General features: G+C 66.9%; 16 protein-coding genes. 6 read left to right on the top strand and 10 right to left on the bottom strand.

Annotated features, from left to right (window positions below):
• Positions 1-56: 56 nt before the first annotated feature.
• Complete coding sequence (locus tag KF837_39960) at positions 57-1643, top strand: DUF4365 domain-containing protein (GenBank protein ID MBX3233567.1); 1587 nt, start codon at positions 57-59, stop codon at positions 1641-1643.
• Here KF837_39960 and KF837_39955 read toward each other — a convergent pair whose 3' ends face one another.
• The 5 genes from KF837_39955 to KF837_39935 form a co-directional block, all read right to left on the bottom strand.
• Positions 1644-2696 carry a hypothetical protein gene (locus tag KF837_39955; GenBank protein ID MBX3233566.1) on the bottom strand — a complete coding sequence of 351 codons (1053 nt, stop codon included), beginning with the start codon at positions 2694-2696 and terminating at the stop codon, positions 1644-1646.
• An 11-nt stretch (positions 2697-2707) separates the two neighbouring features.
• Positions 2708-2887, bottom strand: a complete 180-nt coding sequence (locus KF837_39950; protein ID MBX3233565.1) for a heavy-metal-associated domain-containing protein — start codon at positions 2885-2887, stop codon at positions 2708-2710.
• Positions 2888-2987: 100 nt separating this feature from the next.
• Positions 2988-3572, bottom strand: coding sequence for a sigma-70 family RNA polymerase sigma factor (locus KF837_39945; GenBank protein MBX3233564.1), 585 nt, complete (start codon positions 3570-3572; stop codon positions 2988-2990).
• 13 nt (positions 3573-3585) lie between these two features.
• Positions 3586-5922 (bottom strand): cadmium-translocating P-type ATPase, encoded by a 2337-nt coding sequence (gene cadA, locus KF837_39940; protein MBX3233563.1) that lies wholly within the window; start codon positions 5920-5922, stop codon positions 3586-3588.
• A 50-nt stretch (positions 5923-5972) separates the two neighbouring features.
• Complete coding sequence (locus KF837_39935; protein ID MBX3233562.1) at positions 5973-6356, bottom strand: hypothetical protein; 384 nt, start codon at positions 6354-6356, stop codon at positions 5973-5975.
• 209 nt (positions 6357-6565) lie between these two features.
• Between KF837_39935 and KF837_39930 the strand changes: the two genes are divergently transcribed.
• The 3 genes from KF837_39930 to KF837_39920 are packed head-to-tail and all read left to right on the top strand — an operon-like array spanning position 6566 to position 9564.
• On the top strand, positions 6566-6898 hold the full coding sequence (locus KF837_39930; GenBank protein MBX3233561.1) for a hypothetical protein: 333 nt from the start codon (positions 6566-6568) through the stop codon (positions 6896-6898).
• Between the two features lie 7 nt (positions 6899-6905).
• On the top strand, positions 6906-8348 hold the full coding sequence (locus KF837_39925) for a TolC family protein (GenBank protein ID MBX3233560.1): 1443 nt from the start codon (positions 6906-6908) through the stop codon (positions 8346-8348).
• Positions 8302-9564: a copper oxidase gene (locus tag KF837_39920; GenBank protein ID MBX3233559.1), complete on the top strand. Its 1263-nt coding sequence runs from the start codon at positions 8302-8304 to the stop codon at positions 9562-9564. Before KF837_39925 ends, KF837_39920 begins: the two co-directional genes overlap by 47 nt.
• 174 nt (positions 9565-9738) lie before the next feature.
• Here the strand turns inward: KF837_39920 and KF837_39915 are convergent, their stop codons facing one another.
• Positions 9739-9921, bottom strand: coding sequence for a hypothetical protein (locus tag KF837_39915; GenBank protein ID MBX3233558.1), 183 nt, complete (start codon positions 9919-9921; stop codon positions 9739-9741).
• 357 nt (positions 9922-10278) lie between these two features.
• Here KF837_39915 and KF837_39910 point away from each other — a divergent pair, with 357 nt between their 5' ends.
• Entirely contained in the window at positions 10279-10464 is a 186-nt protein-coding gene (locus tag KF837_39910; GenBank protein ID MBX3233557.1) for a hypothetical protein, read from the top strand.
• A gap of 311 nt (positions 10465-10775) precedes the next feature.
• Here the strand turns inward: KF837_39910 and KF837_39905 are convergent, their stop codons facing one another.
• From KF837_39905 to KF837_39890, 4 genes are all read right to left on the bottom strand, one after another.
• Entirely contained in the window at positions 10776-12074 is a 1299-nt protein-coding gene (locus tag KF837_39905; protein MBX3233556.1) for a TolC family protein, read from the bottom strand.
• Positions 12075-12225: 151 nt separating this feature from the next.
• A complete protein-coding gene (locus tag KF837_39900) occupies positions 12226-14358 on the bottom strand; it encodes a cation-translocating P-type ATPase (protein ID MBX3233555.1) in 2133 nt (710 codons plus the stop codon).
• 72 nt (positions 14359-14430) lie between these two features.
• Complete coding sequence (locus KF837_39895; protein MBX3233554.1) at positions 14431-17586, bottom strand: efflux RND transporter permease subunit; 3156 nt, start codon at positions 17584-17586, stop codon at positions 14431-14433.
• Positions 17586-19223: an efflux RND transporter periplasmic adaptor subunit gene (locus KF837_39890; GenBank protein MBX3233553.1), complete on the bottom strand. Its 1638-nt coding sequence runs from the start codon at positions 19221-19223 to the stop codon at positions 17586-17588. Before KF837_39890 ends, KF837_39895 begins: the two co-directional genes overlap by 1 nt.
• Before the next feature lie 656 nt (positions 19224-19879).
• Between KF837_39890 and KF837_39885 the strand changes: the two genes are divergently transcribed.
• Entirely contained in the window at positions 19880-20431 is a 552-nt protein-coding gene (locus KF837_39885) for a hypothetical protein (GenBank protein MBX3233552.1), read from the top strand.
• Positions 20432-20512: the final 81 nt, after the last annotated feature.

Raw genomic sequence — 20512 nt, 5'->3', positions numbered from 1 at the left:
CGCGGCTTCGGGTCCGATGGCTCGGATTGTTTCGCGGATCGGCCAAGCTCCCGACGGTGCGCGTCGCGCACGCGCATTCGATCGATCGCGCCGCGCAGGCCCTGCTTGCGCGTGAGCTGCCGCATTCGTGGGCTCGCGGCGCGGCCGGTGACGATTACGGGCTCGACTACTACGTCGACGCCGTCGAGGCTGTCTACCTCACGGGCATTCGCTTCGGCGTCCAACTGAAGGGGATCGAAAAGCCGAACATCGTCGATTCTTGCATCCACTTCCCGTTTCCCACGAAGAACCTAGGGACGTATCTCACTGCCGAGCCGCTGCCCGTTCTCCTCGTCGTCGCGGACGTGTCGAGTGAGAAGGCGTACTTTCTCTTCCTCCAACGATACGCGGACGAGGCGCTCGTCGACGAGGAGTGGGCGGACCAACAAACGGTGACCGTGAAGGTGCCGCTCCATAACCGCGTCGCAGATCACACGCGGCTACGGAGCGCCGTTGTCGACGCCAACGAATATGTGCTCGCCGCGCGCGCCGCCCCCGACATGGTGCTTCGACGACGGAGCGAGGCCCTGCAAAAGCTCGATCGCCGCTTCATCGTCAGCGCAACAGCGACGGAGAAGGGCACGACCTACGAGCTCGAACCGAAGGAAGATGTCACGTTCGGTATCCGGTTCTCGGGGCTCGACGAAGAGCGTCGCACTGCGCTCCGCCGCGGGTACGTCGTACCGATCGAGCGGGGCGAGCTGTCGTTTCGTGACGCTCCCATCTTCACGCGCCTTCAACACATGATCACGAGCGTCCAGCTCGCGACCTTCGAAGAGTGCACGGCGACGATCGAGATCGAACGCGACGGCCTCGTCACCGGTCTGGTCAATGTGCCCGCGACCGTTACCGCCGGAGTGGACGAGATGCGGATTGTGGCGCGATATGCGAACGCGCCGTTCGACGCGAAGGTGACGCTGACGTTCCTCCCACCAAAGGAGAGCCTTACCGCGAGCGCGAAGATCGACATTCAACAGACGCTCGATGACCGATGGCTCGGCCGTCCGATCGACGCGCTTCCGCACTTCGACCGCATGTACCGTTTCACGAAGGTCGGACGGCCGTACCAGTTCCGCCTCATTCTCCATCCCGCAGGGAGCGAGGACTTCGAGCTTCCTTGGGGCGGCCCCATTGCTGCGACCGGCACGGCACCAGACGCCTACGCCGCCCTGCTGGAGCAGCTGTGGCGCGCGCGCGAAGTGTGTCGACTCCTGGCCCTGAGGCCCGTCCTTCCGGCGAGCGACCTCTCGACTGCGCTCGAGAATGTCGACACGCTCTACGACCTCCTCACCGGCGACAGCCACGACAAGGCCGCACCCCGCGGACTCTTCTCGGGGTCCGCATCAGAATGGAGCGATTACACGGCGTCGTTCGCGAAAGCGAAGGGCCGCCCAACGGACTTCTGGGTGGACCTGCCCGATGGGCTCTGGAGATGCCGCATGCTCGGGCTCGACGTAGCCGTTCCCGCAGCGCGCGCTGGGCTCACGAAGGCGCGATGCAAAATCACGAAGCGCCCCGACGGCACCGTCACGATTCGCGCGGAAGGCACGCCGAAGTCTCGCTTCTGGGTCGAGAAGCATCGGGCCGCGGACGGCCGGAGATAACTAGAGATCGAGCAGCTCACCGTTCCAAAGTACGTGGTCGAGTGAGGCGAGAATGTTCTCGGAGTCCGCGGTCCCACCGCAATACGGACTCTCGCGAGCGACCGTGCGAAACGCGACGCGATGTTCGAGGCCGGCGAGGAAGTCGAGCGCGGTCTGTCCCGAGTCCGATCGCTCGGTGAAACGCTTGAAGAAACGTGGTGGCCAAGCGAAGGTCCCGCCCTCGGCCGAAATGGCGAAGCAATCCAGATCGACGTCGAGCACAATCGGAGTGAGCCCCGTCGTTCCTTTGAACCAGCCACTGCTCGGATCCCAGTCGAGCGCATCCCAGAGACTCCCGAAGTAGCTCGCGCGAACGGCATCTTCGAGCGCCCCCCTCGTGGCCAATGCCTTCCAGAGGTGCGGCAGCAGCCAGATGCGATGGGAGTCGCCGCCGTGGTCCTCGTATCTCGCGCAAAGTTCCTCGCCGCGACCCGGAAGCACCCGATGCGGCTCATCCTTGCCCTTTGCACCGGAGAACAGCTCTCGCATGCGGCGTGCGCTCTCGACGGCTTCGGGGTCGAGGTCGGCATGCGAGTCGAGGTTCGGGGTGCACGATGCCCCGACGCAGATCGCATCGCCGACGAGGCCAAGCTCCATCGCGGCGAGAAGCCAGTCGTCGTCCAGCGGCGAGAGCTCCCACTCGACGAAGTCGAACACTTCGCGTGCCGTCGGTGCACCGGCGCGCAGCTCGCGCAGTCGCGCGAGCGCCTTGCCACTCACCGGTTTCGCGTCGTCGTGCCCGTCGAAGTAGATGAGAAGCGGGGCTCGTTCGATCACCTTTGCGGCGTGGAGCGCGTACCAGAGGACGAAGAAGAGAGAGCGATGGTCCTCATACAGAACCAGCGGCTTTTCGCGGACGGTATGGACGTCATAGTTTGCACGATGACTCAGCCGCGACATCGTCGGGGGCCCCATGATGTCAGACAGGTCCGCATACGAGCCAGCCGCTGCTGCTCGCTTCTTCGTTGGCGGCATCGCGCCCCGCTTCTTTGGCTTCGTCGTCCTCTGCGCCATCTCGATGCTCGCTAGGACGTGATTCGTGGTTCGTACCCCGCCTCGGCGATCGCCTCGATGAGCTGCTGCGGCGTCGCCTTCGTCTCGTCGTGATCGACGCGGACCTTTCCGATCTTCACATCGAGCTTCTCGACCCCGTCGACGCCGCGCAGTGCTTGCTCGACGTGGCGGACGCACGCAGAGCAGGTCATTCCTTCGACATCGAGAACGGTGGACTTCGTGGTCATGGCAATTTCCTTTTTGTGGCGAGCTCTCTGCCCGCATCCTGAAGACGCGCGGCGGCCGAAACGATTACACCGAGCCGCATCCGCCCTTGTCCGTCGCGCACGTGCACGCGACACAGCCGTGCGTAGCGCACGTGCCGCAAGATGCAGCGACCTGCTTCCGGAGCGCCTCGCGCGCGCGGAACACGCGGACGGCAGCGTTGCCCGCCGAGATGCCGGCTTGCTGCGCGAACTCCTTCATCGACGCGCCCTCCACCTCGACGCGCTGGAGCGCGTCCGCGTACTCGGGCTTCAGCGTCGACGCGAGACGCGTCACGCACTGGCAGACCTCGGCTCGCATCGTCTCGTTCGGCTCCTCGGCTTCCTCGAGCTCCGCCGCGAAACGTGAGAGCGCACCATCGGCCGTCTTCGTGCGGCGGAAGTAGTCGACGGCCGCGTTCCGGAGCGTGCGGTAGAACCACGGGACGACCGCTTCGTCGTCCCGCAGCGTCTCGAGCTTCTCGAGGCCGCGCGCGAACGCGTTCTGCAAAATGTCCTCGGCGACGTCTCGTCGTCCGAGACGTCGCTCCAGGTACCCCAGAAACTCGCGATGATTGGCGACGAGGACGTTCGCGATCTCGGCGTCGCGCGGACGAAGGGCGCTCTCTTCCATGCCGCCAGTCTGGTCACTCCGCGGCACGGTCGTCAATCCGGCCGAACCGCCGCAGGCGCAGGGAGTTGGTCAGCACCGACACACTGGACAGAGACATCGCCGCGCTCGCGATGACGGGAGAGAGCTGCCAGCCCGTCCACGGGTAGAGGAGACCCGCCGCGAGCGGAATGCCGACGACATTGTAGACGAAGGCCCAGAACAGGTTCTGGCGGATCGTCCGCATCGTCGTGCGGCCGAGGTCGAGCGCGAGCGGCAGCCGGGCGATTCCGCCACGGAGAAGCGCGATGTCCGCGGCCGCGATCGCGACGTCTGCGCCGGAGCCGACCGCGACGCCGACATGAGCGCCCGCGAGCGCGGGGGCGTCGTTGATGCCGTCACCGACCATCGCGACGGTTCGTCCCTTGCCGCGCTCCTCGAACACGATCCGGGCTTTGTCCTCGGGCTTCACCTCGGCGAAGACGTCGTCGATCCCGAGCTCTCGGCCCACCGCGCGTGCGGTGCCGGCGCGATCACCGCTGATCATCGCGACGCCGATGCTCATCTTCCTGAGCGTGGCGAGCATCGGGGCCGCCGTATCGGCCGGCCTGTCCGCGACGGCGACCAAACCGGCAAGCGCACCGTCCACCGCAACGAAGAATGGGGTCTCGCCCTTCTCCGCGCGCTCGCGAGCTTCATGCTCCAGCGCTTCGGTCGAAACAGACGCACGACGGAGCCATTCGGAGGTTCCGACCCGGACGCGATGACCGGCAACCGTGGCTTCGATGCCGTGGCCGGCCGCGCTGCTGAACCCTTCGGTCTCTTGGAGCGCGATGCTCTTCTGCATCGCCCCCGCAACGACGGCGCGCGCGACCGGATGTTCGCTGCCCTGCTCGGCGCTCGCGACCAGCGCGAGGAGGGCGTCGGAGCCGAGGCCGCTGCGATCGACGACGGTGGTCAGCACCGGCTTGCCATTCGTCAACGTCCCCGTCTTGTCGAGGAGGACGCGATCGATCCGCGATGCCGCTTCGAGCGCGGCGCCGCCCTTCACCAGGATCCCGAGCTCCGCGCCGCGCCCCGTGCCCACCGCCACCGCCGCGGGCGTCGCGAGGCCGAGCGCGCACGGGCAGGCGATGACGAGGACAGCGACGAAACGCTCGATCGCCGTCGCGATCCCGTCGGCGCTGGGGTCCAGCCACACCCACACGACGAGCGTGGTGAGTGCGAGCGCGAGCACGATCGGAACGAAGACTGCGCTCACTCGATCGGCGAGCCGTGCGATCGGCGCCTTCGAGCCCTGGGCCTGCTCGACCGCTTCGATGATCCGCGAAAGCGCGCTGCCGCGGCCGGTCGTCGTGACGCGGAGGCCGAGCGCGCCGCTCTGGTTCATGCTGCCGGCGTAGACCTTCGCGCCCTCCGCCTTGTCCACCGGCATGCTTTCGCCCGTCAACATCGACTCGTCGACCGCGGACGCGCCACGCAGCACCTCGCCGTCGACGGGGATGCGCTCACCCGGGCGGACGAGGACGACGTCGCCGCGCTTCAGCGACGCGATGGGAAGGTCTTCCTCCGTGTCGCCTCGCAGCACGCGCGCGGTCTTCGGCTGCAGCGCGATGAGACCGCGGACGGCATCGGAGAGACGCTTTCGAGCGCGCGTCTCGAGCATCTTGCCGAGCAGAACGAACGTGAGGACCGCCGCTGCTGCCTCGAAGTACAGATGAGGGACCCGCCCGTGCGCCGCATGCGGGAAGAGCCCGGGCGCGACGAGGGCGACGGTCGAGTAGATCCAGGCCGCCGCCGTGCCTAGCGCGATCAGCGTGTTCATGTCGGCCGCGCGATGCTTGAGCGCGGCCCACGCGAGGTGAAAGAAGCGCCGGCCGGGCCCGAGCACCACGGGCGTCGCGAGCGCGAACTGCAGCCAGCGCCCGTACGTGGTCTCGGTCCAAGGGATGAGCCCGTGCGACATGGCGACGACGAGGAGCGGGACCGTAAGCACCGCCGCGGTGATGAAGCCGCGACGGATGCTGTGCTGCTCGCGCTGCTCGGCTTCCTCGACGGCCGCGGCGCGCTGGCTCGCAGCGTCCGTCGCAGCGTCGTCGCGCTCGTCGGCGGCCGCCTCGCCGCGCACGGGCTCATAACCGGCCTTCTCGATCGCGGCCGCGACCGCGTCGACGTCAGCCGTGCCGGAAGCGAAAGACACCGTGGCGCGGTTCGTGACGAGGTTCACCTGCGCGTCGTGTACGCCGGGGACCTTCTTCACCGCGTTCTCGACGCGGCGCACGCAGGCCGCACACGTCATCCCGAGGACGGCGAGCTCCACCGTGGTCAGATCGACGTCCGTAGCGGTCTCGGTCGCTCGTTGGGTTGTTGCCATTGCAGTCATGACGAATCTCCTGCTGTGCAGACGCAGGGGTCCCCTCTGCATTACAGCCGACGCGACGCATCTTCCAGCGGAGCGACCTGAACGCTCTTGGTCTTCGGCTCGAGCTTCATGTTGCACTTGGGGCAGAGGCCCGGAGCGTCGCTCGTCACGTCCGGATGCATCGGGCAGACGTAGACGGTCTTCGCGCTAGGGGCAGGCGTCGCGGCCGACGGCCTGGCGGCCGCGAGCGACTTCGTCGGCTTGACGACGGTCTCGCTCGTGGCAGCGGCAGGCGTCGCGGCCGACGGGCTCGCGGCCGCGAGCGACTGCGTCGGCTTGACGACGGTCTCGCTCGTCGCCGCGACGGCCTCGCTCCGCGGCGGCGACGACCGCTCGCAACCGCCGAGCATCACGAGCGTAGCGATCGCACTCTTGAACAGATCCATGACTTCCTCCTGCCGTATTGGCGGAGGGAAGACGCGGCACGGGCGCGGCGATTACACGTCGCCGCCTGGGTCGCCGCACGAGTGTGACCGGCGCTGTCACTGTGGCCTCTCGATCGCGTGTGCGAATCGTCCCAGCTCCTTTCGCGGTCGCTGTAATGAACGGCGGCCGTCCGCGTCTGCACGACGGACCCTCAACGATCGAGAGCCCCATGAACCATCGTTTTCTCATCGCCACGCTCGCTGCGGCCGCGCTCGTCGCGTGCTCGCCCGCGCCGGCACCCGTCTCCACCTCCATGAGCGATCCGTCCAACCCGAACGCGCCGGAAGGCGTCGCCCACGCGGCCCCATCGACATCGACCGCGCCGCCCCCGGCATCGGATCCCCACGCCGGTCACCACGGTCATGCGGGCCACACGTCCGGGCCAGCGACCGCCGCCGACGCTGGCGCCGTCTACGTCTGCCCAATGCATCCGGAGGTCACTTCGACGGAGCCCGGCCAGACGTGCCCGAAGTGCAACATGAAGCTCGTCCCGAAGAAGTGAGGCCGCGATGAAGCTCCGAACCCTGAGCGCCATCGGCGCCGCTCTCCTCCTCGTCGGCTGCGCTTCGACGTCGCCGCAGACCCCCTTCAAAGACGTCGCCCGCGATGTGGAGAGCCGCTCGGGGCACAAGGTCCACTGGAGCCAGGCGGGCGGCGACGACAAGCAGGCCGAGCAGGCGATCGACAGCCTGCTCGACCGCGATCTCACCGCCGACGCTGCGGTCCAGGTCGCGCTCCTCGGCAGTCCCGCGCTACGAGCGCGGTTGGAGGAGCTAGCGATCAGCCAGGCGGATCTCGTGCAAGCGGGCCTTCTCAAGAACCCGGTCTTCTCGATCGGCCGGACGGCCTGGGAGCAGGAGCACATCGCTCCGAACCTGTTCGTCACCGTCGAGCAGGATTTCCTCGATCTGCTGACGATGCCGCTCCGTAAGCGCGTCGCGGCGACAGAGCTCGAGGCCGTGAAGCTCGACGTAGGTGACCACGTCCTCGAGATCGCCGCGCAGGTTCGGGAGGCGTTTTACGCCGCGCAGGCGGCCGAGCAGGTGGCCGCGATGCGACGGCTCGTCGACGACGCGTCGAAGACCTCGGCCGAGCTGGCGCGCCGACAGCACGAAGCCGGCAACATGAGCGATCTGAACCTCAATACGGAGCTTGCGCTCTCTGCGCAGTCTGCACTGGAACGGAAACGTGCCGACGGAGAGGCGATCGTCGCGCGCGAGAAGCTGAACAAGCTGATGGGGACGTGGGGCCCGCGCACGCGCTGGAAGACAGCGACGCGGCTCCCGGAGCTCCCGCGTGAGGAGGTCTCGCTCGAACGGCTGGAAGCCGTCGCCATCGAGCATCGGCTCGACGTCGGCGCCGCGCGCCGGAACGTGCAGGCGATGGGCTACGCGCTCTCGCTCGCGAAGACGACGCGCTGGACCGGCACCGTGAACGTCGCGGTCGAGGCCGGTCGCCTGCGGCCCGACCCCGACATCGGCATCCCGCGTCGCCGCTTCTCCTTCGGCCCGAGCGTCGCGCTCGAGATCCCGCTCTTCGATCAGCGGCAGGCGCAGATCGCGAAGCTCGAGGCTCACAAACGCCAGGCGGAGAACGAGCTCCAGGCGCTCGCGATCGACGTCCGCGCCGACGTCCGGTCCGCAAGCGCACGCGTGGTGACCGCGCGCGGCGTCGTCGAGGAATACGGCAAGACGATCGTGCCGCTGCGCGAGAACATCGTTCGGTTCTCGCAGGAGCAGTACGACGCCATGCTGCTCGGCGTCTACCAGCTGATCCAAGCCAAGCAGAACGAATACGAGGCCTATCGCGAATACATCGAAGCGCTGCGTGACTACTGGATCGCGCGGAGCGATCTCGAACGCGCCGTCGGCCGCCGCCTCGGCGGCGCCGCCGCGCCCGAAACGCATGACCCCAAGGCGACCGTCGCACCGCCGGCCGCTCATCAGCACTGAGGTTTACATGAAGTTCCATCGCATCTTGTCCGTGCTCGTCATAGCGCTCGCGGCGCTAATCCTCCCGCGGTTCGCCCACGCACAGCAGTACACCCCCGTCGTCACCCCCAACGGCTCCACGCTCCCGTTCACGATGAACAACGGCGTGAAGGAGTTTCGGCTGACGGCGGAGCCCGTGAAGCGCGAGTTCGCGCCCGGCATGATCGTGAATGCCTGGGGCTACAACGGTTCGACGCCCGGGCCGACGATCGAGGCCGTCGAAGGCGACCGCGTTCGGTTCTTCGTCACGAACAAGCTTCCAGAACGCACGAGCGTCCACTGGCACGGCATCCTGCTCCCCAACGGAATGGACGGTGTCGCGGGCCTCAATCAGCCTCACATCGAGCCGAACGAGACGTACGTCTACGAGTTCACGCTGAAGCAGAACGGCGTCTTCATGTACCACCCGCATTCGGACGAGATGGTCCAGATGGCGATGGGCATGATGGGCTTCTTCGTCATCCATCCGAAGGTGCCCGAGGTCCCGAAGGTCGACCGGCACTTCGTCGTGATGCTGCACGAGTGGTTCGTCGAGCCGGGCACCGCCACGCCGAACCCGAACGTCATGACCGACTTCAACCTCTTCACCTTCAACAGCCGCGTGTGGCCGGGCACCGACCCTTGGGTCGTGAAGAAGGGCGAGCGCGTACGCTTCTCTTTCGGCAACCTGTCGATGGACAGTCACCCGATCCACGTGCACGGCTACACCTTCGAGGAGGTCAGCACCGACGGCGGCCCTGTCCCGCGGTCAGCGCGCCGCCCGGAGACGACGGTAAACGTGCCCGTTGGCTCTACGCGAACGGTCGAGATGGTGGCCAACGCCGAAGGGGATTGGGCATTCCACTGCCACAAGTCGCATCACACGATGAACGCGATGAGCCACGACGTCCCGAACATGCTCGGCGTCAAACAGTCCGCGTCGCTGGAGGCGAGGGTCCGCGAGATCCTGCCTGGCTACATGGCGATGGGCGAGAGCGGCATGGGCAACATGATGGAGATGGGGCGTCCGAAAAACACGTTGCCGATGATGACGGGCGATGGTCCGTTCGGCCCGGTCGAGATGGGCGGCATGTTCACCGTGCTCAAGGTCCGCGCGGGCCTCACCAGCTACGCGGACCCGGGTTGGTACAAGCACCCCGAAGGCACGGTCGCGCGCAAGGTGGAGGCGACGAAGTGAGCGCACGATCGGGCGTCGGGCTTCTTCAGGAACTTCTGCGGGTCCTTGGCGAATTTGTTATCGGGCGGCCATGTTCGTGCGCCAACATTTCCCTGCTTCCCTCGTCGACCTCCTCGCTAAGACCTTCCTATCGTGCTCCGAGCAGGATGCGTCCCAGGGCGCTACCGCTGATGGTCAACATGAGCCTTCGGATACGCCGAGTCCCGTCACGGGCGAGGCGAGCAGCACGGCGATCGCGGCCGTCGCGTTCGACGTGCTCTTCGTCGTCAACGGGGGAGACAACTCGATCTCCGCATCAACACGGATACGAATGAGGTCGCGGGCACCATCGCGCTCAGGAACGCTGCCTTCCCGCACCACGTGTAGCTGAGTACGGACCACTCGAAGCTCGCACGCGCCGTGCCGGGATCGATCTCAGCGCCGGTCATGGTGGCCATTGGGGGGCATGGCGGCGGCACGGCCACGCCGGGCGCCGTGATGCTTCTCGACGCAACGACCGGCGCCACGTTGAAGTCCCGCCACCTCCCGACGATGAATCACATGCGGCCTTCGCTCCATCCGGCGGAATCTGGACGACGCCATGGCGGACCCGGGGAAGGTCCTCACGCTCGACGCGACCACGCTGGCGGACAAGAGCTCCATCGAGGTCGGCGCAGCGCCGGCCGAGGCGACCTTCTCCGCGGACGACGTCCGCACCCAAGAGTCCGCCGCATCTTGCCGACGCCGAAGAGACGTATCGCCGCGCGGTTGCGCGTGGCACTCGTCTGGCTCGCGACCACGGCGGTGGCGATCGCCACGCTCGTCGGCGTCCTCCTTGCCGGCGCCAGCTACGTGTACGGCCCGATGATCGAGCGCATCAGCGACGCGCCTTCCTCGAGACGCACAATCGCTGGGCGATGACCACGGAGGCGAGCTCGAGAGGTTCGGGCAAAACCTCCACTTCGATTCCACCCGGAACGTCCGCGGTAAGCCAAGCGCCCGCTGTCGCGCCGACGCTCTGGCGGAGAAGACCCGAATCGACGTCATCGCGGCAGTCGCAATCTACCTAAGCTGGCCGCCGCCGTCGGCCAACCCCGACGGCGGCAGCCCTACGACGAATGGCCTGCTGGCCGCATGATCGACGACGATGGTTGAGACGTGCACCAGCCGTCCGCCCGCGCGTGCCCCCTGCAGCGACGATCCATCGCGCCCCCTCGGCTCGGTCGCCGCCGTCACCTCGGTCCGACGTCGAGCGGCAGGCCGGCTGCGCGCGCGAGCTCGACGGATGCCAGACAGAGCTGTCGGCGCGCTTCGACGGATGCGAACAGATAGTCCATGAGCGACTGCTGGGTCAGGAGCGCGTCGCGGATCGGCAGGCGGCGCGCCTCGATCTCGCCGGCGATGTTGCGGAGCGTCTCTTCGGTCTGCTTTGTCTGCTGCGGCGGAAAGACATCGGCCTGGCGCTGTCGCGCTGACAGCACCTGCAGAGCTTGCACGATCTCGAGGCGCACCACACGCCGCAGACGCTCCGCTTCATTCTCCGCGCGCGCTGAGAGCGCGGACGCCTCCTCGATCTCGCCGGCGTATGTCCGACCGACCGGGGCTGGAATTGGGATCGGAATGGCGAGCCCGATCCCGACCTGTCGCTCGTTGATCCAGTCGTTGCGTACGAAGACCGAGATTGTTGGATTCGGAACCCGAAGCCGCCGGTAGAGGGCGACCTTATTGTTCTGCGCTTCCGCCTCGGCGACGGCGGAGGCGATTTCGGCCCGGCGCTCGAGCGCGGCCGTGACGAACGTGGCTCCCGCCGCACCAGGTACGTCGATCGGCACGAGCTCCCCTTCGACGCGAAGGCTCGTGGTCGCCGGATCGAGGCCGACAGCGGTCGCGAGCGAGGCGGTCGCGGCAGCGAACCGGCTTTGCGAGGCGACCTGCGCTTGCAGGAGACGCGCTGCCCCCGCTTGCGCTAGCTGTGCTTCGACATCAGGAGCAAGACCAGCCTGCACACGCGCACGCGCGACGGCGTTCAGAGCCGTCGCGAGTGTCGCAAGCCGCTCCGCGAGCCGCGTCTCCTCGGCAGCCGCGACCGCGTCGAAATAGAGGAGGAACGCATCCGCTGCCGCAACGCGACGCGCGAGCTCGAGGCGCGATTCCTGCGCGCGCTGCTCGGCGGAGACGACATCGACGCGCCTGCCCCGCTGGCCTGCGATCTCGACCTCTTGCGACAGCGTCGCCCCCCACAGCGATTCGCGCTGGTTCGCGCTGACTGTCGGCTCGATCGACTGTCCTCCCGAGACGAAAAGAGTCGGATTGGACGGCAGGAAAATTCCGGCCGCCCGCTGGCGCCCCGCGAAGCTCCGGAGCGTGAGCTGCTCACTCTTCGCGGCGAGGTTGGCACCCACAGCGCATCGGGCGATGTTCGCGCGCGTGATCATTGCGCAGGAGCCCGCCTCGTCGGCGCGACTCCCGGTCGAGGCCAGCCCGTATGCGCCGGCGACAGCGAGTCCTAATAACCAAGGCTTCCATTTCATCTTTGCCCTCCTTGCGCTCCGCACGTGCTCGACTTCCTGGACAACTTCACCTTCCGAGTGGATGCGACGCGAGCCCACCGCGCGAGTACTCCGGCGGCGCGCGGCTGCGATCGATCGCGACGTGGCGAGGCGATGGCTGTCGTCTCTCGGTTCATCGCTCTCGTCTGCGAAGCATGCGAAGACCGCTGGCGATGACGACGAACTCGCTCAGCTCGTGGGCCACGACGGCGGCGGGCAACGTGAGCCTCCCGACAATCGCCGCTCCGACGAGCGCTGCGATGACAATCCCCGACAACACTAGGTTTTGACGCACGATCGACGCATTCCGCTTCGCAAGACGAACGGCCTCGACGAGCTTCGCGAGGTCGTCCGCCATCAACGCGACGTCCGCCGTTTCGAGAGCGACGTCCGTGCCAGCAGCACCCATTGCGACTCCGACGTCGGCCTCCGCGAGGGCAGGTGCGTCGTTGACTCCATCGCCGACCATCGCTGTGGCGCCCCAGTCCTTGCGAAGCTGGCGCACGCGCGACACTTTGTCCTCGGGCCGGAGCCCGGCGAAGACCTCGTCGACGCCGGCCTGCTCGGCGATCGCCTGAGCCGTCCGGGCATTGTCGCCCGTGAGCATCACTACCCGCTGGATGCCAACGGCGCGGAGATTCGCCACGGCGTCGCGCGCGTTCGCGCGGAGCTCGTCGCGAAGCGCGAGCACGGCCCACACGCCGGTGGCTTCACCGATCGCGATCACTGTCTTCCCTCGCTCCTGGAGCTGCTCGATGGAGGCGCGCACGTTTCCCGGTGCGGCCGCGATCTGCCTCGCGAGGAACGTCGGGCTGCCAATGAGCACTCGCCGCCCCTCGAGCTGCGCCTCGGCGCCGGCACCGGTGTGAGAGCGGAACTCGATTGCGGCGCGTGGGGCGATCCCACGCGTCTCGGACGCGCGCACCACCGCGCGCGCAAGAGGGTGCTCGCTCCATCGCTCGATTCCTGCTGCCGCCGAGAGCATGCCATCTTCGCTCTTGAGCTCGGAGGGCGCTGCGTCGAAGAGGACGACGTCCGTGACCTGCGGCTCACCGCGCGTCAAGGTGCCCGTCTTGTCGAGCGCAACGACGCGGACGCGCGCGAGCTGCTCTAGGTGAATGCCGCCCTTGATGAGCACGCCGTTCCTCGCGCCCGTCCCGAGGGCGGCGACGAGTGTGATGGGAATCGATATGACGAGCGCGCAGGGCGCTGCCGCCACGACGAAGACAGTCGCGCGGCTGATCGAGATTGCCCAGGCCGCTCCCGTCACGAGCACAGGGATGACGGCGACGAGAACGCCGACCAGCAGCACGATGGGACTGTAGATGCGGCCGAATCGCTCGATGAAGCGCTGACTCGTCCCCTTTCGTTCGTGTGCCTCTTCGACCATCTGGATGATCCGCGAGAGCGTGTTCTCCGCGAACACCTTCGTCGCTCGAACTTCCAGGGCACCTTCCCCGTTGATTGTCCCAGCGAGGGCGACGTCGCCGACCTTCTTCTCGACCGGGACGCTCTCCCCGGTAACCGGAGCTTCGTTGATTGCCGACGTCCCCGATACGATTTCACCGTCGGTCGCGATCGCCTGGCCAGGCCGAACACGGAAGACGTCGCCGACTGAAATCTCTTCGACCGCGACCTCTACTTCCTTGCCATCGCGCACGACGACGGCGGTCTTCGGCGCGAGCTTCATGAGCGCCCGCACCGCTGCGCGTGTCTTCTCGGCCGTGTATCCCTCCGCCGCTTCCGAGATCGAGTAGAGGAATGCGAGCATCGCGCCTTCGCCGGGTTCTCCCATGACGGTTGAGACCACCGCGGCGACGGTCATGAGGAGCTCGATCCCGATTTCGCGCTCACGGAGCAGGTCTTCGAGCGCCTCGCGCGCGAAGTAGTACGCGCCGACAACGAGCGCTGCGAGGTAGAGAGCCACGCTGGCCTGCCGCGGGGCGCCTGCCGAGGAGGCGAGCCAACCTGCGAGCAGCGTGAGACCGGACACCGCGGACGTGACGACCTTCGGGTTGCGCCAAGGCGCCGGTAACGCGGACGCCTCTGGTGCGCGCGGTGGAAAGCCGGCCTCACGGAGTGACGCTGCAACGGCCTCCGCGGAGATCGAGCGCTCGTCGATGCGGAAGGTGACGCGTGCAGCCGATGCGTTGACCGCGACGTCGAGCACGCCGGGGACGCTCTTGAATCGGCGAACGATGGCTGCAGCCTCGTTCTCACAGTCGAGATTTGCGACTCGAAGGTCGAGTCTCCTCTCATGAGCCATCGTAATCTCCTCCAGTCGGACGAAGCGAAGCCCGCTCGCAGCGGCGTCGATCGTTGAAGCGGCCGTCGTCCATCACGCACGCTCCGGCGGCGCGGGCGCAGTGGCGCCAAGCTTCACGTCCGTCGACGTCCCTCTCGTCGACTTGCCGAAGTACGCATACAGGACGGGGAGCACGAAGAGCGTTAGCAACGTGGCCGTGATGAGACCTCCGATGACGACCGTCGCAAGCGGTCGCTGCACTTCGCTGCCGGGAGCCGTCGAAAGGGCCATCGGAAGGAAGCCGAGTGAGGCGACGAGCGCTGTCATCAGCACCGGACGCAACCGGAGCTCTGCAGCGTGCTGGATTGCCTTGTTGTGATCTTCACCCGCTTCTTCGAGATGGCGCGCGAAGGAGACGAGGACGAGGCCATTGAGGACCGCGACGCCGAAGAGCGCAATGAAACCGACGCCAGCGGAGATCGAGAAGGGGATCCCGCGGATCGAGAGCGCGACGACGCCCCCGATGATCGCAAATGGAACATTGACGAAGATGAGAACGGCCGCCCGGGTCGACCGAAACGCGAGCCAGAGCAGGAACATGATGAGCGCGAGCGCAAGCGGCACCACGACGACGAGACGCGCACGAGCATCGACGTAATGCTCGAATTGGCCGCCCCATTCGACGCGATATCCCGGCGGGAGCTTCGTCTCACGAGCGACCGCACGTTGCGCATCCTCGACGACCGACAGGAGGTCTCGATCACGTACGTTGAACTCGACGGTCAATCGGCGAGACTGCTTGTCGCGGCTGATCTGCGCCGGCCCCGTCAGGTAGACGAGGTCGGCCACCTCCCCGAGCGGGACGACCTGTCCAGCTCCCGTCCGTAGCGGAATGTTGCGGACGTTCGCCCGCTCTTGCATCGTCCCCTCGCGCATCTTGACGATGATCCCGAATCGGCGCTCCCCCTCGAGGACCTCACCCGCTTCACGACCGACCGCGATGGTCTGTGCCGCCTCGTTCACATCCTCGACGGTCAGACCGAATCGCGCGAGTCGCATGCGGTCAGGGACGATGCGAAGGTAGGGGAGGCCCGCGACCTGCTCCATCCTGACGTCGACCGCGCCGGGGACCGTGCGGATGACGTCGGCGATCCGGTCTCCGAACTTCGCCAGCGTCTCCAGCTCCGATCCGTAGAGGAGGACGGCGACGTCGGACCGTACGCCGGCGAGGAGCTCGTTCGTCCGCATCTGGATTGGCTGCGAGACCGCTCCAGCTACCTCGGGGACGGCGTGCTCGACGGCTTCGGAGATCTCCTTTGCGAGATCGGCCTTGAGCAAGTCCTTCCGCCACTGGTCGCGCTCCTTGAGTCCGATGTACACGTCCGACTGCTCGACCCCCATCGGGTCTGTCGCGACCGCAGGCGCTCCGGTACGCGTGACGACGGACGTGACCTCGGGAACCGCGCGGATCGCCTGCTCGAGCCGCAGGCTCGTCGCAACGGACTCTGACAGGGCGATGCCGGGAAGACGGCGCGCCTCGACGAGAACGTCGCCCTCGTCGAGCTGCGGCACGAACTCCGCACCGATACGAGTGAAGAGGAACACCGCTGCAGCGAGTCCGAGCACGGCCGCTGAGAGAGGGATCCACCGGCGCCTCATCGATCGTCGGAACAGCGGTAGGTACAGGGCGTGTGCCTTGCGAAGCAGCCAGGTCTCGTGCTCGCCAGGCTTCGGCCGCACGAGGTAGCTCGTGAGCACCGGAATGAGCGTCAGCGAAAGGACGAACGCTCCTGCGAGGGCGAGGAGCACGGTGATCGCCATCGGCTGGAACAGCTTTCCCTCGATGCCGCTGAGCGCGAGGATCGGCAGGTACACGATGGCGATGATGGCTTCGCCGAAGATGCTCGCGGAGCGCACCTCGAGCGTCGCCTCGCGGACGACGTCGACGCGCTCCTCGGGGGTGAGTGTGCGTCCCCGGGAGGTCTGAGCCTCGGAGAGCCGCCGAACCGCGTTCTCCACGATGATGACGGCTCCGTCGACGAGGAGGCCGAAGTCGATCGCGCCAAGGCTCATGAGGTTGCCCGACAGCTTCATCGCGTTCATCGCGACGACGGCGAATAGCATCGACAGAGGGATCGTCACCGCAACGACGAGTCCGGCGCGGAAGTCGCCGAGCAGCACGAAGAGGATGACGATGACGAGGAGCGCTCCTTCGAGGAGGTTCTTCGCCACGGTACGGACCGTTCGATCGACGAGGCGTGAGCGGTCGTAGAAGGGTTCGATCTTCGTTCCGGGCGGCAGTGTAGAAAGCAGCGCGTCGACCTTCTCCTTCACTGCGGCCGTCACGGTCCGCGAGTTCTCGCCCATGAGCATCATCGCCACGCCGATGACGACCTCCCCTTGGCCGTCCTTCGTCGCCGCGCCGCGTCGCAAGCGCGGACCGAACCCGACGTCGGCGACCGCGCCGACCGTGAGCGGCGCCCCGTCAATGCTCGTCGAGAGGACGACACTCTTGAGATCCTCGAGGCGTTTGAACTGACCGTCCGTGCCCACGACGATCTGCTCGCGGTTCTTCTCGATGTAGCCCCCACCGACGTTGGCGTTCGACTTCTCGAGGGCGTTAACGACGTCGGGCACACTCAGCGCGGCCGAGTGAAGGCGATGCGGATCGACCACCACTTGATACTGGCGGTCGTGACCGCCGAAGCTGTTCACCTCGATGACTCCAGGCACGGTTCGAAGCTGCGGAGCGATCTGCCAGTCGAGCATCTCCTGCACCTTCATCAGGTCCATGGAGTCGTTCTTCACGACGAACTGGAAGATCTCGCCCAAGCCCGTCGAGATCGGACCCATCTCCGGCTTGCCGTACTTTGCGGGCACGGCGTCCTGCGCCTCGCGCATGCGCTCCGTCACCAGTTGCCTGGCGAAGTAGATATCGACGTCGTCGCGGAAGACGATCGTCACGACGGAGAGACCGTACTTCGAGACCGAACGCACTTGCGTCGTCCGTGGCAGCCCGGCCATCGCTCGCTCGACAGGGACAGTCGCGTATTGCTCGACCTCGAGGGGCGAGAGCGCTGGCGTGGACGTGATGATCACGACCTGCACGTTCGTCACATCAGGGACGGCGTCGATCGGAAGGTCTTTGGCCGACCGCAAACCGAAGACGGTGAACAAGAGCGTGGCGACGAGGACGATGGGCCGGTTCTTGAGCGACCACTCGACGATGAGCGAGAGGAAGCGCATCATCAGTCGTCGTCTCCCATCGTCCCCTTGAGGAGCGCACTCTTGACGGTAAACGTACCGTCGACGACGACCTCCTCTCCTTCGCGAACGCCGGATAGGACCTCGACCTTGCCGATGCTCTCGGTCCCGACGGTGAGGTCGCGGCGCTCGAATCCGCCAGACTCCTTGACGAACGCGACCGGCTTACCCTGCACCTCGGTGATCGCGGAAGACGGCACGACGAGTGTCGGACCTTTCTTGGCACTCGGGTCCGCGGCGGCGATCGTCGCCGTCCCGAAGAACCCCACGCGGAGGAGGGCGGCGTCGTTCTTCAGGCGGATGCGCGTCGTGAAGGTGCGCGCACCGGGGTCCATCTGCTGCCCGACGTACTCCACCTTGCCGGCGAAGCGCTTCTCGGAGAGGGCGTTGACGCGGATCTCCGCATCAGCACCGGCAGCGATTCGGCTCACTTCCTTCTCGTAAATGCGCGCGAGGAACCATACTTCGGAGAGCTCGACGATCGAAGCGAGCGTCTGGTCCGCGCCGACGGCTTGTCCCACGACCGCGTTCCGACTGACGACGACGCCTCCGAGCGGCGCACGAAGCTGGAGCAGCGCGCCGCCTGCTGCGTCCGCCGTCGTTCCGAGCGCGGAGAGCTGATCGCTCGCCGCCTTCGTCTCCGACTCGAGCGCCTCCGCCTCGGCTTCTGCGACGAGCAGCTCTTGTGAAGAGGCAAGCCCCTTGTCCGCCAGGCTGCGAAGGCGATCCGCGTTGGCGCGCGCGGCGTGGGCTTTCGCGGACGTCGACGTGAACGCGGACCGCGCCTTGCCGATATCCGGGACGCGGATGACCGCCAAAAGATCGCCCTTGTTCACCCTCGCCCCTTCGATGAAGGAGACGCGGTCGAGACGCCCGGCGACGAGGGCGGTCACGCGAGCGCTCTTGTCGGGATCCGCGACGATGTCGCCTGGAACGGAAACGGTCGGCGCGAGCACCTCTTTCGCGACACGCGCCGTTCGAACGCCGGCTTTCGCGATGACCTCGTCCGAGAGCTGGATCTTCTTCCCCTTGTCGTCGTCGTCCTTGTCCTCCTTGCCCTTTCCGCCCGTGGACAGGCGCGGACGACCGCCTCGCTCCGGATGGCAGATCGGACACACGGACTCCGGAAACGCGTGCTCGGAGCACCAGTCCTTCTTCGCCTGGAACACCGGAACGAGCTTCGGATTGCACTTCGTGCAAATGTCCTTCTGCACCCCGTGCTCGCAGAGCGGCGGCTGCTCCGCAGAGCTCGATGTGGCGTCTGCCGTAGGTTTCTTGCAACCGACGGAGGTCCCGACAACGCCCAGCGCAAGCGCGACGACGAGAATGAAACGCATGGTCAGCTCTTCTTCGGGGGTCGCACCGGCTTCCGTCTCGGATCGCACTTCGTGCATTGCGACTCCGGCAGGCCGTGCTCGTTGCACCAGTCTCCGGCCGCCTTGAACGCCGGGATGAGATCGGGATTGCACTTCGTGCACTGTGACTCGGGCACCTGATGCTCGTCGCACCAGTCCTCGAACGACCCAGGCACGACGCTGCTCGCCGGTTTCGTCGAGACGTTGTTGTTGTTCACGGTCGCCGCCGGCTTCGTCTCCGGGGCCGGCGCGGGGTCGCGTTTGCAACCGGCAGCCGCGGTCACGATGAGGATGGCGGCGATGCCAACGAGAGAGATTCGCTCTTTTCGCATGGAAAACTCCTTCGAGTGGAAAGGGCTGGCGCTGCAGTCGGTACCACCTCGCACGAGCGCAACGACGCATCGGCGCTTAGGTGGCGACGCAAGCGCCGCGCGTGAGGCCATGACACGATGCCCACGGGCGCGCGGAAGCAGACGTCACCGCTGCGCGTACTGGCACAGGGACGTCCGTCAGCTCCTCAGCGCGTCACGCCTTGGGTACGTGACTGATCTCAGCTGGATCCGGTGAGCTCGGCGGCGCGTCCGCCTCGATGGGCGGCGCCTCTTGAGTCGCACGAAGGACGATCGGCTCGAGCGCGGAGCTCGGCGCCGAGGGAGGCACCGCACGCGCGGTCGCGCATGAAGTGCAGTCGAGAGGACACGGACACGGAGCCCCGTCGTCGTCCGTCTCGAGATCTCCCGTCGCGACGACGCAGCGGGGGTCGATCGTGACACTCGAGGCAATGGAGACGACAGCAAGAAAAACGGCCATCACGCGAGCGATCCAGCGCGCGCGTCGACGACCGTCCATGCTCCCGCTCCGCTTCACGCGGTGGTCATAACATAGTCTCGGCGGCTACGCCTCGCGATACCGAGCGTTCATCCGTGTCGGTCGGCTTGCCGCAGGCCATCGCTGTCATTGACGCCGGCGGCAACGCGGTCGGCGAACGCACGGTCGACTTGCTCCGCAGCACCTCCGCGCCTAAGGTCGTCCGCATGTCGCCGCCCCGGAAACGACGTATCGCTGCGCGGTTGCGCGTGGCGTTCGTCCGGCTCGCGACCACGGCGTTGGCGCTGGCCACGCTGTTCGGTGTTCTCCGCGCTGGCGCCACCTACGTGTACTGCCCGATGATGGAGCGCATCAGCGATGCGCCTTGCTGCGCCGCTGACCGCGAGCACCACTCGGAGAAGACCGGTCCGGAGCTCCGCACGCCGGATTGCTGCGAGCACCGCGTGGTTGCGAAGCTTCCTCCGGGCGGCTCGGTGGCAAAGCCGACACCGTCCGTCACTGCGCCGCTCCTCGCGACCGTGCCGGTGCCTGCCGAGGTCGTCGCGACAGCGCTGCCGCTCGTTCGCGGGCGCGTCGAGCACGAAGGTCGCGCCGGGCCGATCGTGAGATCCCGGCACCGCGCCGAGCTGATGGTGTTCCTGAACTGAGCTGACCTTCGGACCGCGCCCGCGCGCGTGTCCACGCAGGCAGAGCCGCGCCCGACGCCCGGCTCCGGTGTTTCCCGCCTG

The sequence above is a fragment of the Labilithrix sp. genome (assembly GCA_019637155.1).
Taxonomy (GTDB): Bacteria; Myxococcota_A; Polyangia; order Polyangiales; family Polyangiaceae; genus Labilithrix.
Note: the sequence above shows the minus strand (reverse complement) of the source record. Positions and strands in the feature narration are given on the sequence as shown.

Bases quoted from the DNA above. Each gene is read 5' to 3' on its own strand.
- KF837_39955 (MBX3233566.1), bottom strand. From the start codon at position 2,696: ATGGCGCAGAGGACGACGAAGCCAAAGAAGCGGGGCGCGATGCCGCCA.
- KF837_39950 (MBX3233565.1), bottom strand. From the start codon at position 2,887: ATGACCTGCTCTGCGTGCGTCCGCCACGTCGAGCAAGCACTGCGCGGC.
- KF837_39945 (MBX3233564.1), bottom strand. From the start codon at position 3,572: ATGGAAGAGAGCGCCCTTCGTCCGCGCGACGCCGAGATCGCGAACGTC.
- cadA (MBX3233563.1), bottom strand. From the start codon at position 5,922: ATGGCAACAACCCAACGAGCGACCGAGACCGCTACGGACGTCGATCTG.
- KF837_39935 (MBX3233562.1), bottom strand. From the start codon at position 6,356: ATGGATCTGTTCAAGAGTGCGATCGCTACGCTCGTGATGCTCGGCGGT.
- KF837_39930 (MBX3233561.1), top strand. From the start codon at position 6,566: ATGAACCATCGTTTTCTCATCGCCACGCTCGCTGCGGCCGCGCTCGTC.
- KF837_39925 (MBX3233560.1), top strand. From the start codon at position 6,906: ATGAAGCTCCGAACCCTGAGCGCCATCGGCGCCGCTCTCCTCCTCGTC.
- KF837_39920 (MBX3233559.1), top strand. From the start codon at position 8,302: ATGACCCCAAGGCGACCGTCGCACCGCCGGCCGCTCATCAGCACTGAG.
- KF837_39905 (MBX3233556.1), bottom strand. From the start codon at position 12,074: ATGAAATGGAAGCCTTGGTTATTAGGACTCGCTGTCGCCGGCGCATAC.
- KF837_39900 (MBX3233555.1), bottom strand. From the start codon at position 14,358: ATGGCTCATGAGAGGAGACTCGACCTTCGAGTCGCAAATCTCGACTGT.
- KF837_39895 (MBX3233554.1), bottom strand. From the start codon at position 17,586: ATGATGCGCTTCCTCTCGCTCATCGTCGAGTGGTCGCTCAAGAACCGG.